The following is a 15,542-nucleotide window of genomic DNA, read 5'->3' on the forward strand; positions in this document are numbered from 1 at the left end:
AAACTAGCTTATTTCTAAACTAGTTTTTTTATAAGTAAGCAAGATACCAAATTACAGTATATAATCGGTATTAATGAAATTACTTTTTTTACTGTCTAATAACTCTTGTAAAATAGCATTGTTATAGTCGTTATCTTTTGACGCAACAAAAGTTCGTATCGAAAACGAGCGCAACGCGTCATGAATACTCAAGGTTCCTACAGCAGAATCTTTTCTTCCAGTAAACGGAAAAACATCTGGACCTCTTTGGCACGAACTATTTAAATTAACCCTACACACTAAGTTAACTAAAACATCAATTAGCGGTGCTACTGTGGTAATGTCTTTTCCAAAAAGACTCACTTGTTGCCCATAATCAGAAGCCGCCATATCATCTAAAGGCTCTTGTATGTCTTTAAAGGTTAAAATCGGCACGACTGGTCCAAACTGCTCTTCGTGATACACTCGCATCGCTTTATTTACAGGAAACAAAACCGCTGGAAAAATATAATTTTCCATGCGTTCGCCCCCTCTTTCGTTGATAATGTTGGCACCATTTGCTTTGGCATCATCAATTAATTCTTGGATATAATCGGGCTTATCCGGCTCAGGAAGTGGTGTTAAAAACACATTTTCTTCCCAAGGATTACCAAATTTTAGCGCATCTACTTTGGCAGCAAAACGCTTGTTGAATTCTTCAGCAATCGATTCGTGTACATAAATCACTTTTAAAGCTGTACAACGTTGTCCGTTAAACGAAAGTGATCCTGTAATACATTCAGAAACGGCCAAATCTAAATTCGCATCAGGTAAAATGATGGCTGGGTTTTTGGCTTCCAAACCTAAAATCAAACGCAATTTGTTTTTATTCGGATGCAAATCTTGTAAGGCAATCGCAGATTTACTATTTCCTATTAAAGATAAAACCGTAACCAACCCCGATTTCATAATGGGTGCCGCCACTTCTCTACCGCGTCCGTATAAAATATTGATAACACCTTTTGGGAACGAACTTTGGAACGCTTGTAACAAAGGAGCTAATAATAAAACACCAAATTTTGCCGGTTTAAACAATACGGTGTTTCCCATAATTAAAGCTGGAATTAATAAAGAAAAGGTTTCATTCAAAGGATAATTATACGGACCCAAACACAAAACCACACCCAACGGACTCCTTTTAATCATGGCATTAATACCTTGCACTTTTTGAAAGCGATTGCCTTCCTGATTTAAGGCTTTGTAATCTTTTATCGTGTCATAAATATATTCTACGGTTCGATCAAATTCCTTTTCGCTATCCGGTAAGGTTTTCCCAATTTCCCACATTAATAATTTAACCACTTCCGAACGCGTTTGTTCCATTTGTTTTACAAATTGCTCCATGCATTTGATACGGTCTTGTACTTTCATGGTAGGCCAATCACCCTGACCATTATTATAAGCTTTGTGTGAAGACTCTAAAGCTGCTAAAGCAGCCGCTTCATTCATATTTGGTACAGAACCCAATAAAGTAGGTTGATAATTAGTCGTTGTAGAAATGGAAGAATATACCTCAGCCGTTTCACCTTCCCAAATTTTAAGTTCGCCATCTAGCAAATAGTCTTTTTGATGCCAAGGTTGTTGCAGTTGTATTTTTTCTGGAATTGTTGTCATTTTATTTGTTTTTATTTTAGAGTTCCAATACTTTTCTATACAAAAAAAGCTACTATAAAATTCCAACTATTTACTGGAAGAACCAAACTTTTTCAACTGAAATACAATTATTTGACGCATTATTATTGATAATTTAAAAAATAAAATACTTCAAACGTTTTCGCATAAAACAGAAATTAAAAAAGCCAAGTATTCTTTAAACAAAAACCTAGAAATCAAACAATTATTTATTGCTTTTTACGTTATATATTTTCAAACAACAACTATGAAAAAAACAGCCCTAAACTATTTCAAAACAGTAGGTTATTGTTTTGTAATTCTAGTAAGTATAGCTTGTTCCAAAGACAATGCGGAAGAAGGTATTGAAGTACACAATCCATTAGAAAATCCACAAGACGGACCACCAGCAGGAAACCCAAATGGCAATTCACCCATTCCTGTAGGAGCAGGAACAGAAAGTGTTACTAATCCTGATGTGGTAATAGGCAATGGAACACCTGAGAGTTGTACCTGTGATGCCGTTGTTGCTGCAGTTGCACAAGGAGGAAAAATTACATTTAATTGCGGTCCCAACCCTGTGACTATTGTTATGGATCGACCGGCACGTGTTTTTAACAATGCCAACCCTGATGTGGTAATTGATGGTGGTGGATTAGTTACTTTAAGTGGTGGTGGTACCACTCGCATTTTATATATGAATACTTGCGATCCTGATTTAGTTTGGACAACAGACCATTGTCAGAATCAAGATCATCCAAGGGTTACGGTTCAGAATATCACTTTTGCAGACGGACATAATATGGATACGGGTTCATCTGGTGGTGGCGCAGCGATTTGGGCAAGAGGCGGACGCTTAAAAGTAGTGAATTGTCGTTTTTTCAACAATCGATGTGTAGGCACAGGTCCGGATGTAGGTGGTGGTGCTATTAGAGCTTTTAGTCAATACAATAGTTTACCTATTTATGTCGTGAATACCACTTTTGGTGGTGGCAGTATTTATGGAAATAGCGGTTCCAATGGTGGTGCCATTAGTAGTATTGGTACCTCTTGGACAATAATTAATAGCTTATTCTCATACAATAAAGCCATTGGAAATGGTGGTAATCCAGCGCAAAGTGGTACACCCGGTGGAGGAAGTGGAGGCGCTATTTACAATGACGGAAATGAAATGACACTGACAATCTTAGGCAGTTTAATCGAACAAAATGAAGTAAATGCTTATGGCTCTTCAATTTTCTTTGTAAGTAATAATCATACAGGAGATATTCGAATTGATAATTCTACCATTAGAAATAATATTGGCGGTTCTTGGTATCCAGTATATCCGAGTATCTCCATGCATGATGACACACCTATTGTTGTAACGAATTCAACTATTCAATAGTTACTCTAATTCAATACACGTATAATTGAAGGTATTAAATAGTTCACAAACTGTTTTAGAAATATTTTTTTCGGCCACAATTCGTAGAATATTATCACAATCTTCTAAATCGAAATTCCATCTTTGAATGTCTTGTATCTCATTTAAATTTTTAGAAATACTTTTAATTTGTTTTTTATCTTCAATTGAAGTTTTGAAAACGTAAACCATAGCTAAAACTAATTATTTATTTGTGCTACAAACTTAAAACCCAAATATGACAACAGTATGTCAATAGGTTTTAACTTTTTTTAGATGAATCAAATAAAAGCAGCAATAATTAGGACTAGCAATAAAAAGTAAATAGCAACTGACACATTAAAATACAAATTCGCATAAATGGATCGGAACGAAATCAACGTTTTCTCTACATACAATTTTAAGAAATATTGACAAGAGGAAATAAAAAAACTAATAACTGTAACCGCTACAAAAGAAAGCAAAAGTGTTTTCAGCATTTCTTCGTAGGTGAAGTTTGACTTAAAATGATTTGTTAAATAATTAAATATTCCAAAATTCAACAAAATTAAACCAATCACAAATAGCACTCTTTTCATGATAAATATTTATTATGTTATAAAATTGGTTATAATTAAATGACAGACCTGTAGGCAATACAGTGCGGTAATAGCATGTCTTTTTGAATGAGAAATAAAAAACGATATGTTTTTTTGTTAGGTACAAAGTTAAACTATAATTCAACATCATGCAATACGTATTTACACGTATTTTGAGCCTTTTTTTATACGTATTTATACGTATATTCTTGATTTTGCCTTCTTATAAACAAAAAAGAGCATTATAAAATACTCTTTTTACTAACCAATTAAAACTACTAAATATCATTTATATAATGATCATTAGTTTCTTGTTCCTCCATGACCTCCAGCAACAATTTTTAGAATTCTTATATTTAAATAAATGAATTTAAAAAATTGAATTATTGGATTTTTCATTTTAGCATGTTGAGATTTTGATATTCTTTGTGCCATAGTATATACTTTACTGGTTAAATATTACTTTAAAAAATTTCTATTTTATATTTACTAAATCATTCAGGAATTAACCACCAAAAAGGTTTCATTTTAGCTTTATAAATAAATGCATAATGTAGGGCTAGTTTTACCCAATGACCTGCTAATCCAATATCGCCAAATGTTTTCTTAATATCTCTTCCTCCTGTATTTTTATATTTTTCATAATCGGGCACAATGGGAAAAGTAGTTATACTTACACCACTTCCTTGTGTAATTCCATAACCTGCAGATGCAATACATGCGGCTCCCATATTTCCTAATGATCCTTTGTGAGATAAACTGGGTTGTCCTTTCTTAATACTATCAATAATATTATCGGCTACCAATTTTGCAGTAATTCCTGAAGGCATTCCTGTGCGAGGTGGTGAAGGAAAGATTTCTGTACCATTTTTACTTTTACGAGGTTTGGAAATAGAATGAGGTGGTGCAAAAGCAATACCTGGTGCAAAAATGTTCTTATAGCTAGGATTTTGATACGTTTCAGGCCAATCTTGCACAGTCCATTCCTCATAAGGCTTGGCTGTATAATCGGCATCAACAATCATAAATCCTTTAAATAATTTGTCTGTGATATCTTCTTCTTTTTTATTATATGCTTTAAATCCATGACCTGAAAATGCAGGAATTAGCATTGCAAAATCAAAAGTTTCAGTTTTATATTCTCCTTCTAAATTTTCATAATATGCTATACCATCCTCAATTCTTTGAACTCCAGCACCTAAAATCCATTTTATTCCTCTGTCTTCAAAAATCATTTCAACCATATCTTTAGACTTCATATTAAATCCATTGTAATCTAAAAGCATTCCGTCCATCCCAAAATCACCTAACTCATATTCGTTAGAAATCCATGTAATTTCCACTCTATTTCTTATACCATATTTAACAAGTTCCTTTTCGATATTTAAAATATATTCGAAAGCAGCTCCTTGACAAGTTGCTTTAGCATGACCTGTTCCAATGAGAATTTTTGCTTTTTTATCTGTGGCTTTTAGTTGCTGTACTAATTTTAGAAAAGCTTCAGAAGCATGTTCTGCATGATCATAAGTACATACAGAATAAACTTTATTAGTTGCTGGTAATAATCCTTCGGTTAATTCAAAAGCTAATTTTGGACCTGTTGCATTAATTAAATAATCATACGTTACTTTTTCCTGATTTCCTTTTTTCTCACCATGAACATATTCTACATTTACAAAAGGTTTTCCAGAAGTATCATTACCTTCTGGATGAAAAGAAATTACTTTAGCTTGTTTATAACCAATATTTTTCTTTTTGTATAAAGGTTCTAAAGGGAAAAGAATTTGTTTTGATTTCATTCTTCCTATTCCTACCCAAATATTCGAAGGAATCCATTGATAATTTTTATTTGGAGAAACTACAAGTACTTCATGTTCTTTACCTAATTTTCTTCTTAAATGAGCGGCAGCTGTATGACCTGCAATACCTGCTCCTAATATTACTATTTTTGACATCTTATTTATACTATTAGATTAATATCTTGAAAGATTACGATTAAATGCAGCTAAATGATTGTATGAAGCATTTAAAAGATTAGTATAAATCTCTTTAGTATAAACATCATTTGTATTACTAATTGCCATTTGTAAATCATAGATATCTTTTTCTTCAATATTTTTTCCTACTTCTAAAGCTTCTATAGTGGAATTTGAACCTTTTTGAATTAAATCATTGTAAAGATGTTGCAATTCTTGACTCATAAAAACTCCAGATTGAGAAGAAATTTCATAGGCGACCTCATTACTTTCCAAAAGTCTTTTTACAGCCTCCATATGCTTGGCTTCACTTTTTTTTATATTTCTAAATATTTGCAAATCCCATTTGTTGGCTAAAAAAGAATAGACATCTAAAGCCATTTTTTCTTCTTCTAACATAAATTTCATTTGATTAATTTCTTCTTGGCTCAAACTAGTTGCTTCTGAATTATTTTGACATGATATATATGTTAATGAAAGAAGGAAAATTCCTAAAAAAATTAATTTTAATCTATTTTTCATTTGTATATAATTAAAGATTACTATACAAATTTGCTATTATTTATTAACTTGTACAGCTACATTTGTTACATAAAAAAAGTGCCTAAGAGGCACTTGGTTTAGTAATAAAAATGAATTGTATCAATAACTCGTATCATCCAATTTTACCTTCCCATAAAACGTTTTATATAGGAAAAGAAAATAAGCCGCTAATAAGGGAGAACCAATGGCTACAATGGTTAGCATAATTCCTAAAGATTTTTGAGAAGAAGCTGCATTATAAATGGTAACACTATGTTCTGGATGTATGCTTGAAGGCAACAATACAGGATACAATTGAAAAGCTACCAACATTAATAAAAAGGCCATAGTTAATGAAGAAAATATCAATGCATAACCGTATTTCTTCTTTGAAACCAACCGTGGCACATTGGCCACAGCCAAAAAAGCCAAAACTGGTAGAACAAAGAAAATGGGATTTTCTTTAAAATTATCGGTTACTCCAGGAATAAAAATTAAGGTATATAAAGACGTAACGGAAAAACTCAAGATAAAGAAAATCATTCCCTTTCTAAGCAGAAATGTAATTCTTTCATACAACTTTCCTTCTGTTTTTAATAACAGAAAAATAGCACCTTGTGTCATAAATAAGAATAAGGTTGTAATTCCTACCATAATGGCATACGGGCTTAAAAAAGAGAGAAAAACACCTCCTTGATATTTAAATTCATGACCAATTTCAAAACCTTCTAAAATATTTCCTAAAACTACACCTAAAAGAAACGAAATAAGTATATTCGAAATAAAATAGATATAATCCCAAGTAGTTCTCCACCAAAGCATTTCTTCTGCACTTCTAAATTTTATAGCCGAAGAACGCAATACTAATAAGACTAAAAAAAGCATAAAAGGAATATACATTGCAGATAACATAGTGGCATACATCACAGGGAATCCAGCAAATAAAGCACCTCCACCAATAATTAACCAAACTTGATTGGCATCCCAAACAGGTCCTATAGCATTAATAGCAATTCGTCTGCTTAAGTCTTTTCTTAGAAACAAATGCCAAGCACCTGCTCCATAATCAAACCCTTCCAAAATAGCGTAACCAGAAAATAACAACCCAACTACTAAATACCAAAGTGTAGGATAATCGATTCCTAAAAATGTTTCCATTTGATGTTTTTTAAATTATATCTAATGCATTTTGAGCTTCATCATAAGGTCCATGCTTAATTTTCTTATTTAAAGAATATAGAAACAATAAGAAAAGTAAACTATAAACGATAGTAAACAGTACTAAGGAAAATACTATTTGGTTTGCAGAAACTTCTTGAGAAAACCCTTGACTGGTTCTTAAATGACCGTAAACAATCCAAGGTTGTCTTCCCATTTCAGCGGTAAACCATCCTACTTGATTGGCAATTTGAGGCAAAATAACAGAAAAAGAAAAAATCCATAAGAGCCATTTCGTTTCAAACAATTTTCCTTTCCACCATAAAAAACAAGCATAGATTGTTAATCCAATTAAAAACATTCCAATAGCAATCATAATGTGATAAAATTGAAATACTGCATTTACTTGACTTGGTCTATCTTCTTTAGGAAAAGCATTCAATCCTATAATTGGTGCTGCAAAATCTTGATGCACTAAAAAAGATAAACCTCCAGGAATCCCTAAACCAGTTACTTCTTGTTGTTCATTATCAACCCAACCCAATAGATATAAATCAGCAGGTGCACTTTCTTCATAATGACCTTCCATTGCTGCTAATTTAGCAGGTTGATTTTTAGCGACTCCATCAGCAGAACTATGTCCTGAGATCAATTGAGAGAATGATATTACAGTTGCTACAACCAATGCCATTTTAAAGGCTTTCTTAGAAATATCGGTATATCTTCCTTTTCTTAAGTAGTAAGCATGTACACTTAAAACCATAAAGGCACCTGCTAAAAAAGCACCTTGCCACACATGAATGATACGATCCAAACTTGACGGATTAAAAACCATAGCCCAAAAGTCTGTCACTTCCGCACGAGCATGAATACCTTCACCTACAATATGATAACCTGCTGGAGTTTGTTGCCAACTATTTGCTACCACTATCCAAACAGCAGAAAACATGGAGCCTAAAAAAACACCAACTGTAGATATAAAATGGACTCTAGGTGACACTCTATTCCAACCAAAAAGCAAAATCCCTAAAAATGTACTTTCTAAGCCAAAAGCAAATAGTCCTTCCGCTGCAAGTGCACTTCCAAAAATATCACCCACATATTTGGAATAGATGGCCCAATTGGTTCCAAATTCAAATTCCATAATGATGCCTGTTGCCACTCCTATTCCGAAGGTTATAGCAAATATTTTTAACCAAAAACGAGTGAGAATTTCATATTCTTTTTTCCTCGTTTTTAAATACAAACCTTCCATGATAACCATTAAAAGGCCAATTCCGATACTTAGTGGAGGATAGATGTAATGAAAAGCAATTGTAAAGGCAAATTGGATTCGAGCAAGTATTTCAACATCCATGGTAGTAAATTTTAGCTTCTTACAAAGTTACCCCATTTGCTTTATATAAGAGTAACAAGAGTTACAATTTTTTACTAATAAAAAGAATTATTTTTTAATTAAATAATATCTCTTTTTCTAAATACTGTTAGTTCGTATTTTTCGACTTTATCTTCCGTAAAATAAATATAGAGGTAATTTTTTTTAAAATAACTCATCCTTTCATTCAAGCGAAAAACCCAAATATCACTATAATAATCATTATAGGATTCAGAAAAGATAGAGTTTATATCTTTTTTGCTTAGCCCAATTAATTTTTCGTAGTTTTTTGAAAAATAATTGGCACTTTTTCGTTCTTTATTAATCGGTAATTTATCGAAAATAGTGCTTAAATCGCTTTCCTTTTTCGCATCATCTAATATTTCATTCAAGTTCTTCCCTAAGCTATCATTACTCATTTCGTCGTTTTTATTGTTGTCTATTATTTCTGTTGCTAAAGCTAAATAATTTAAAGCACCTTTACTGCTAGCATCATAATCTATCACTGTTTTTCTATGACTTTGCGCTTCACTAATAGTAATATTTCTCACTATTATTGTAGAAAAAACCAATGTTTTGAAATGATTTTTAATCTCCTCTACAATTACGTTGGAAAAAGCCAAACGCTTATCATACATCGTTATTAATACCCCTTCAATGTCTAAATTACGATTATAATTGTCTCGTATTGTTTTGAAAACGTTAAATAATTTAAACAAGCCACTAAGTGCATAAAACTCACATTGTACTGGAATCAATAAAGAATTGGCAATACATAAAAAACTAGTAGTAATAAAATTTAAAGAAGGACCGCAATCTATTATAATATAATCATACTCGTTCTTTATATCTTCAATAGAATGTTTGAGTTCGTGATGTGTTCCAAAATAATTCTTTTCTTGAATTTCCAGATTGGCTAAATTAATATTGGTGGGTATAAAACTAAGATTTGGAGTTTCTGTTTTGAAGGGACGAATACTATTTTTTTCATAATTATATAAATCAATAGTAAAAGTACAATCTTCATTATCTGAAACAGGAAAAGAACTGGTTGTATTCGACTGTGGATCAGCATCAATAAGCAGTGTTTTTTTCTCCAATACAGCCAATGAGGCAGCCAAGTTTATAGACGTAGAAGATTTTCCTACACCTCCTTTTTGATTGGCTATCGCGATAATTCTACACATCAAGTACTAATAAGTCATTAATAAATGTTTTTTGCAGTATTTTCTCCCTCTCCTACAAATATATAAAATAAATTTTTGTAAAAAAATTATTAAAAAAACAAATAAAAAAAGAGGTTTTAAAGACCTCTTTTTCATTCAAAATATCTATTTTCTACATTCTTTCTGGCACTTGTATGCCTAATAAATGAAATGCATTTTTGATTGTATTTCCAACCGTTTTAGACAATTGTACTCTAAAGGCTTTCTTCTCTAAATTTTGTTCAGGTAAAATAGGTACATTTTGATAGAAAGAATTAAACTCTTTTACCAAATCATACGTGTAATTTGCAATCAAAGCCGGACTATGATGGGTTGCTGCATTTTGAACTACCTCAGGGAATAATTGCACTTGTTTGATTAATTCTTTTTCTTTCTCCTGCATTTCCAATCCACTCGATGTTATAGCAACAGTAGAATAATCAAAATCGGCCTTTCTTAAAATCGATTGAATACGTGCATACGTATATTGAATAAAAGGTCCCGTATTGCCATTAAAATCTACCGATTCCTCTGGATTGAATAGCATTTGTTTTTTTGGGTCTACTTTTAACATATAATATTTCAAAGCCCCTAATCCAATTACTTTGTATAAAGCTGCTTTTTCAATATCTGTATAACCATCTAATTTCCCTAATTCTTCTGAAATCTTTTGAGCAGTTTCCGTCATTTCCTCCATTAAATCATCTGCATCAACAACGGTTCCTTCACGTGATTTCATTTTACCAGAAGGCAATTCTACCATTCCATAACTCAAATGAAACAAATGTTCCGCCCAATCAAAACCTAATTTCTTTAAAATTAAAAACAGTACTTTAAAATGGTAATCTTGTTCGTTACCAACGGTGTAAACCATACCGCCTATATCTGCATGATCTTTCACACGTTGAATTGCTGTTCCAATGTCTTGTGTCATATAAACTGCTGTTCCATCCGAACGCAGTACAATTTTCCTATCCAAACCGTCAGCAGTTAAATCAATCCAAACAGAACCATCTGGATCTTTCTCAAAAATTCCTTTTTCCAAACCGAATTGAACCACTTCTTTACCTAAAAGATAGGTGTTACTTTCGTAATAATAACTATCAAAATCAACACCTAAATTTTGATACGTTTGCGCAAAACCATCATAAACCCATTGGTTCATCTTTTTCCAAAGTGCTACTACTTCTTCATCACCCGCTTCCCATTTACGTAGCATTTCTTGTGCTTCCTGAATGGAAGGTGCCATTTTTTTAGCCTCTTCTTCTGTTTTGCCTTGTGCCATTAATTCGTTGATTTCTTTTTTATATTGTTTATCAAATGCAACATAAAAATTACCCACTAATTTATCGCCTTTTAAACCCGTATCTTCTGGAGTGACTCCTTCACCAAATTTTTGCCAAGCCAACATCGACTTACAAATGTGAATGCCTCTATCGTTTATAATTTGTGTTTTATATACTTTTTTACCAGAAGCTTTAATAATTTCAGCTACGGAATAGCCTAATAAATTATTACGAATGTGTCCTAAATGCAACGGTTTATTGGTATTTGGTGAAGAATATTCCACCATAATAGCCTTATCACCTTCTACTGGTGCAACATATCCAAAAGTATCTTGATTTTTAATTGTATTGAAAAAATCAACATAAAAAGTATCGGAAATAACAATATTTAAAAATCCAGCGACTACATTGAATTTTTCAACTACAGCAACATTTTCAACTAAATAGGTTCCAATTTTGGTTCCAATTTCAACTGGATTGCCTTTTAATGCTTTAACCAAAGGAAAAACAACCATTGTAATATCACCTTCAAAGTCTTTCCTAGTCGCTTGAAATTCAACTTTATCAATGGTTAAATTGAAAACTGAATGAACGGCTTCTAAAATGTGTTTGGTTAGTGTTTCTTGTAATGTCATTTTTCTTGATTTTTATAAAGGTGCAAATTTAGTGATTAGTGATTAGTAATTAGTAATTAGTTTACAAAATTTGTTGTAGTGTTAAAAAAAACCAAAAAAACGATAGTCCTTGTAACAAAGAATAAAAACTACAGTCTAGTATAGTATCAATCAAATCACGTTAAACAGTTATTAAAATGAAATTAAAATTATTTATTTTACTTGCATTGAGTAGTTGGTATTCCCTATTTGCTCAAATCTCTGGAAATATTTCAGGAAAAGTAATCGACAAAAAAACAAATGAACCTTTACCTTATGTGACCATTGTGGTAAAACATGACGCAACTTTGGTTACAGGTGGCATTACCAATGAAACTGGAAATTTTGAAATTAATAAATTAGTCCCTCAAAAATATACTCTTGAAATTCAGTTTATTGGTTACAAAACTTTAATCAAAGAAGTAGATTTATCTGAAAATTCACGTATCGACTTAGGCACCATTGCCATTGAAGAAGATGTGGCTCAGTTAGCCGGTGTAGAAGTCGTGAAAGAGCGTTCAATCATGGAACAAAAAATCGACCGAAAAGTAATTAATGTGGGCAAAGATTTAATCAGTGCTGGTGCTACTGCCGGAGAAATCATGAATAACATTCCTTCGGTTTCAGTTGATCCACAAACCAATCAAATTACATTAAGAGGAAATTCGAATGTACGAATTCTTATTGATGGAAAACCAACGAATCTATCACCCGAACAAATATTAAAACAAATTCCATCGGCTTCTATCAAACAAATTGAATTAATTACCAATCCATCGGCAAAATATAATCCGGAAGGAATGAGTGGTATTATTAATATTGTATTGCATAAAAATGCAAATGATGGTTTTAATGGTTCGGTAAATTCTGGAGTTACTTTTGGTATTACTCCTAAAGTAAATTCGTCTTTAGACTTGAATTATAAAACAGGTAAAGTGAATTTCTATGGTAATTATGGTTTCAATCATGGAAAAAATGCCAATAATGGGTATATCAATAGTTTTGAAACCAACAACAGAAACAGACAAGACTTTGATTTCAACAATAAAAACACATCCCATTTATTCAAAATAGGAATGGATTATTTTATTAACGACAAAAACACAGTTTCTTTTTATACCACGCAAAATCTTTTTTATGGTGGCGCTATTGGTCGTACCGATGTTAATTATGAAGACCCAGCAACTAATGACATATTACAGCTATTCAATTCTAAAAGTGACAACACTTCGCAAGCATACAACTTTGATTACAAACACAATTTTAAAAAAGAAGGCGAAAATATTGAATTAGAAGTTAATTTTAATCAAAATGATAGTCCTGAACGCACAACATTTGAGTTTCCACTCATCCCAAGTTATACATTAAATACTGTAGATAACACAAACGACAATGTAATTATTAATTTGGATTATGTAAATCCATTAAATGAAACGACCAAATTAGAAACAGGGTTAGAAACCCGAATTGAGTCAACTGATAATTTATTAAATGTGAACAACAATTATAATTCTAGTTTTAGTTACGAAAGAAAAATATATTCTGCTTATGCTACTTATGGAAAACAGTGGAAAAAATGGAGCGCGCAAGCGGGAGCGCGATTAGAAAAATTTGAAGCCGCAGCCGATTTTAATCAAGTAGGAAATGCAAGTGCTCATTTTTCTGATAGCTTTGTAACAGTGTATCCTTCTGGATTTGTAAGTTATAATCCGAATGACAACAACTCATTCAACTTTAGTGTTGCCAGACGCGTGGATCGTGCCAGCATTCAACAAGTAAACCCAATTAGAGAATGGTCAACACCAACTATCGATTCAAAAGGTAATCCTGATTTAAAACCTCAGTTTACCAATTCTTTTGAATTGAATTATACTCGTAGAACTAAAATTGGTTCCATTACATCTGGTATTTTTTATAGAAAAATTTATGATGAAATCAATCGATATATTTACGAAAGTCCAACAGATCCTAACAAAAACATCTTAAGTTATGATAACTTTAAAGATAATGATGCCTATGGAATGGAAGTTTCTGGAAATTTAAACTTTACAAAATGGTGGAGTGCTAATTTTGGAGTTGATGCTTATTTTAGAAAAATAAGAGGTGTGGTAAGTACTGATTTTGTGGAAGCAGATGCTACTATTTTTAATGCGCGTATCAATAACTCTTTTAAAGCTACCAAAGATTTACGTTTTCAACTTTTTGGAATGTACAGAGGAGAAGACATCAGTTTACAATTTATCAGAAAACCGATGTGGAGAACCGATTTAGGTGCAAGTTACACTGTTTTAGGTGGAAAAGGAACCATTAGCGCTCGTTTTAGCGATATGTTTAAAGCAATGAAATTCAGTTTTGATGGTGACTTGCCTTATCCACAATCTGGTGCTTTTCATTGGGAAAGTCAAACGGTATATCTAGGATTTAATTATCGTTTTGGTGGTGGAAAAAACAGAGCCTTACAACGCAAAGAAAGAGACAATAATCAAACCCAAAAAAGCGGTGGATTATTATAAATCTTGTTAAAAAAGAAAATGCGATTCAAAATTGAATCGCATTTTTTATATTTATTAATTAAGATTACCATCTAATTATCACACTTCCCCAAGTAAAACCACTACCAAAAGCAGCTAATACTACTAAATCGCCTTCTTTTATTTTTCCTTTTTCCCATGCTTCTGTTAAAGCAATAGGAATAGAAGCTGCAGTTGTATTACCATATTTCTGAATATTGTTATACACTTGATCATCTGTCAACCTAAATTTTTGTTGGATAAACTGAGAAATTCTCAAATTGGCTTGATGTGGTACTAATAAATTAATATCGGATACCTGTAAATTATTAGCTTGTAAACCTTCATTTATTACTTCACTGAAACGAACTACTGCATTTTTAAACACAAATTGTCCATTCATATAAGGATAATAACTCTCATCATTAGGATCATTATCAGCTATAATATCTGTAACCCATCTTTTCCCCATTCCTGGAGCAATTAATGATAATTCTTCTGCATGTTGTCCTTCTGAATGCAAGTGCGTAGATAAAATTCCTTTTGTAGTATCTTCTTCTCTACTCAAAATAGCAGCTCCTGCTCCATCTCCAAAAATAACGGAAACACCTCTACCTCTTGTTGTCATATCTAATCCAGTAGAATGTAATTCAGAACCAATGACTAATATGTTTTTATACATACCTGTCTTTATGAATTGATCAGCTACAGAAATGGCATACACAAAACCAGAACATTGGTTTCTAACATCTAATGCACCAATTGTTTTTAAACCTAAATCGCGTTGCACTAAAACACCTGGTCCTGGAAAATAATAATCTGGACTTAAAGTAGCAAAAATGACAAAATCAATATCATCCTTATCAATTTTGGCTCTTTCAATGGCAATTTTAGCTGCTTTTACACCCATTGATGTTGTGGTGTCTTCTCCTCTAATGATATGTCTACGCTCTTGAATACCGGTTCTTTCTTGAATCCATTCATCATTGGTGTCCATAATTTTAGACAAATCATCATTGGTTACTATATTGTCAGGAACATAATATCCTAATCCTGTTATTTTTGAATGATACATTTCTTACACTATTAATATTTTAGGGAGGACAAATTTAATAAATTATCATTTTAAATGAATTATCTAGCTGTTTTTTTCGGTAATCTCAAATTTACAGATTTTAAACTTACATTTTAACAAAATTTACAGATTTTCCGATTTTAATTGGATTATTTTTGAGCAACTAACCA

The 15,542-nt window shown here is 32.1% G+C and carries 12 protein-coding genes and 1 pseudogene; 2 read left to right on the forward strand and 11 right to left on the reverse strand.

Going from position 1 to position 15,542, the window contains the following annotated elements:
* Nucleotides 1–51: 51 nt before the first annotated feature.
* Complete coding sequence (locus tag FHG05_RS00365; protein ID WP_140996035.1) at nt 52–1,632, reverse strand: NADP-dependent glyceraldehyde-3-phosphate dehydrogenase; 1,581 nt, start codon at nt 1,630–1,632, stop codon at nt 52–54.
* 265 nt (nt 1,633–1,897) lie between these two features.
* On the opposite strand from FHG05_RS00365, the gene FHG05_RS00370 reads away from it, so the two are divergent.
* Nucleotides 1,898–3,016, forward strand: coding sequence for a hypothetical protein (locus FHG05_RS00370; RefSeq protein ID WP_140996036.1), 1,119 nt, complete (start codon nt 1,898–1,900; stop codon nt 3,014–3,016).
* Here FHG05_RS00370 and FHG05_RS00375 read toward each other — a convergent pair whose 3' ends face one another.
* The 9 genes and pseudogenes from FHG05_RS00375 to argS form a co-directional block, all read right to left on the reverse strand.
* Nucleotides 3,017–3,226 (reverse strand): hypothetical protein, encoded by a 210-nt coding sequence (locus FHG05_RS00375; RefSeq protein ID WP_140996037.1) that lies wholly within the window; start codon nt 3,224–3,226, stop codon nt 3,017–3,019.
* Nucleotides 3,227–3,315: 89 nt separating this feature from the next.
* On the reverse strand, nt 3,316–3,612 hold the full coding sequence (locus FHG05_RS00380) for a hypothetical protein (RefSeq protein ID WP_140996038.1): 297 nt from the start codon (nt 3,610–3,612) through the stop codon (nt 3,316–3,318).
* Nucleotides 3,613–3,915: 303 nt separating this feature from the next.
* Nucleotides 3,916–4,047, reverse strand: a complete 132-nt coding sequence (locus FHG05_RS18625; RefSeq protein ID WP_262710425.1) for a hypothetical protein — start codon at nt 4,045–4,047, stop codon at nt 3,916–3,918.
* A 59-nt stretch (nt 4,048–4,106) separates the two neighbouring features.
* Nucleotides 4,107–5,567 carry an NAD(P)/FAD-dependent oxidoreductase gene (locus tag FHG05_RS00385; RefSeq protein ID WP_140996039.1) on the reverse strand — a complete coding sequence of 487 codons (1,461 nt, stop codon included), beginning with the start codon at nt 5,565–5,567 and terminating at the stop codon, nt 4,107–4,109.
* An 18-nt stretch (nt 5,568–5,585) separates the two neighbouring features.
* Complete coding sequence (locus tag FHG05_RS00390; RefSeq protein ID WP_140996040.1) at nt 5,586–6,110, reverse strand: DUF2202 domain-containing protein; 525 nt, start codon at nt 6,108–6,110, stop codon at nt 5,586–5,588.
* A 120-nt stretch (nt 6,111–6,230) separates the two neighbouring features.
* Nucleotides 6,231–7,268, reverse strand: a complete 1,038-nt coding sequence (gene cydB / locus FHG05_RS00395) for a cytochrome d ubiquinol oxidase subunit II (RefSeq protein ID WP_140996041.1) — start codon at nt 7,266–7,268, stop codon at nt 6,231–6,233.
* A 10-nt stretch (nt 7,269–7,278) separates the two neighbouring features.
* Complete coding sequence (locus tag FHG05_RS00400) at nt 7,279–8,625, reverse strand: cytochrome ubiquinol oxidase subunit I (RefSeq protein ID WP_140996042.1); 1,347 nt, start codon at nt 8,623–8,625, stop codon at nt 7,279–7,281.
* Nucleotides 8,626–9,071: 446 nt separating this feature from the next.
* A pseudogene (locus tag FHG05_RS00405) lies at nt 9,072–9,830 on the reverse strand (ParA family protein); the annotation flags it as partial.
* Between the two features lie 151 nt (nt 9,831–9,981).
* Nucleotides 9,982–11,769 (reverse strand): arginine--tRNA ligase, encoded by a 1,788-nt coding sequence (gene argS / locus FHG05_RS00410; protein WP_140996044.1) that lies wholly within the window; start codon nt 11,767–11,769, stop codon nt 9,982–9,984.
* Nucleotides 11,770–11,945: 176 nt separating this feature from the next.
* Between argS and FHG05_RS00415 the strand changes: the two genes are divergently transcribed.
* Nucleotides 11,946–14,300 carry an outer membrane beta-barrel family protein gene (locus FHG05_RS00415; protein ID WP_140996045.1) on the forward strand — a complete coding sequence of 785 codons (2,355 nt, stop codon included), beginning with the start codon at nt 11,946–11,948 and terminating at the stop codon, nt 14,298–14,300.
* 64 nt (nt 14,301–14,364) lie between these two features.
* On the opposite strand, the gene FHG05_RS00420 is transcribed toward FHG05_RS00415, so the two are convergent.
* The gene (locus FHG05_RS00420) at nt 14,365–15,372 is read right to left on the reverse strand and encodes a 3-oxoacyl-ACP synthase III family protein (protein WP_140996046.1); all 1,008 of its coding nucleotides are present in this window, start codon (nt 15,370–15,372) and stop codon (nt 14,365–14,367) included.
* Nucleotides 15,373–15,542: the final 170 nt, after the last annotated feature.

It is taken from the genome of Flavobacterium profundi, assembly GCF_006491645.1.
Taxonomy (GTDB): Bacteria; Bacteroidota; Bacteroidia; order Flavobacteriales; family Flavobacteriaceae; genus Flavobacterium; species Flavobacterium profundi.

What these genes read in the sequence shown, in the direction of transcription:
- FHG05_RS00365 (WP_140996035.1), bottom strand. Translation starts at nt 1,632, where the DNA reads ATGACAACAATTCCAGAAAAAATACAACTGCAACAACCTTGGCATCAA.
- argS (WP_140996044.1), bottom strand. Translation starts at nt 11,769, where the DNA reads ATGACATTACAAGAAACACTAACCAAACACATTTTAGAAGCCGTTCAT.
- FHG05_RS18625 (WP_262710425.1), bottom strand. Translation starts at nt 4,047, where the DNA reads ATGGCACAAAGAATATCAAAATCTCAACATGCTAAAATGAAAAATCCA.
- FHG05_RS00415 (WP_140996045.1), top strand. Translation starts at nt 11,946, where the DNA reads ATGAAATTAAAATTATTTATTTTACTTGCATTGAGTAGTTGGTATTCC.
- FHG05_RS00380 (WP_140996038.1), bottom strand. Translation starts at nt 3,612, where the DNA reads ATGAAAAGAGTGCTATTTGTGATTGGTTTAATTTTGTTGAATTTTGGA.
- FHG05_RS00385 (WP_140996039.1), bottom strand. Translation starts at nt 5,567, where the DNA reads ATGTCAAAAATAGTAATATTAGGAGCAGGTATTGCAGGTCATACAGCT.
- cydB (WP_140996041.1), bottom strand. Translation starts at nt 7,268, where the DNA reads ATGGAAACATTTTTAGGAATCGATTATCCTACACTTTGGTATTTAGTA.
- FHG05_RS00375 (WP_140996037.1), bottom strand. Translation starts at nt 3,226, where the DNA reads ATGGTTTACGTTTTCAAAACTTCAATTGAAGATAAAAAACAAATTAAA.
- FHG05_RS00400 (WP_140996042.1), bottom strand. Translation starts at nt 8,625, where the DNA reads ATGGATGTTGAAATACTTGCTCGAATCCAATTTGCCTTTACAATTGCT.
- FHG05_RS00390 (WP_140996040.1), bottom strand. Translation starts at nt 6,110, where the DNA reads ATGAAAAATAGATTAAAATTAATTTTTTTAGGAATTTTCCTTCTTTCA.
- FHG05_RS00370 (WP_140996036.1), top strand. Translation starts at nt 1,898, where the DNA reads ATGAAAAAAACAGCCCTAAACTATTTCAAAACAGTAGGTTATTGTTTT.
- FHG05_RS00420 (WP_140996046.1), bottom strand. Translation starts at nt 15,372, where the DNA reads ATGTATCATTCAAAAATAACAGGATTAGGATATTATGTTCCTGACAAT.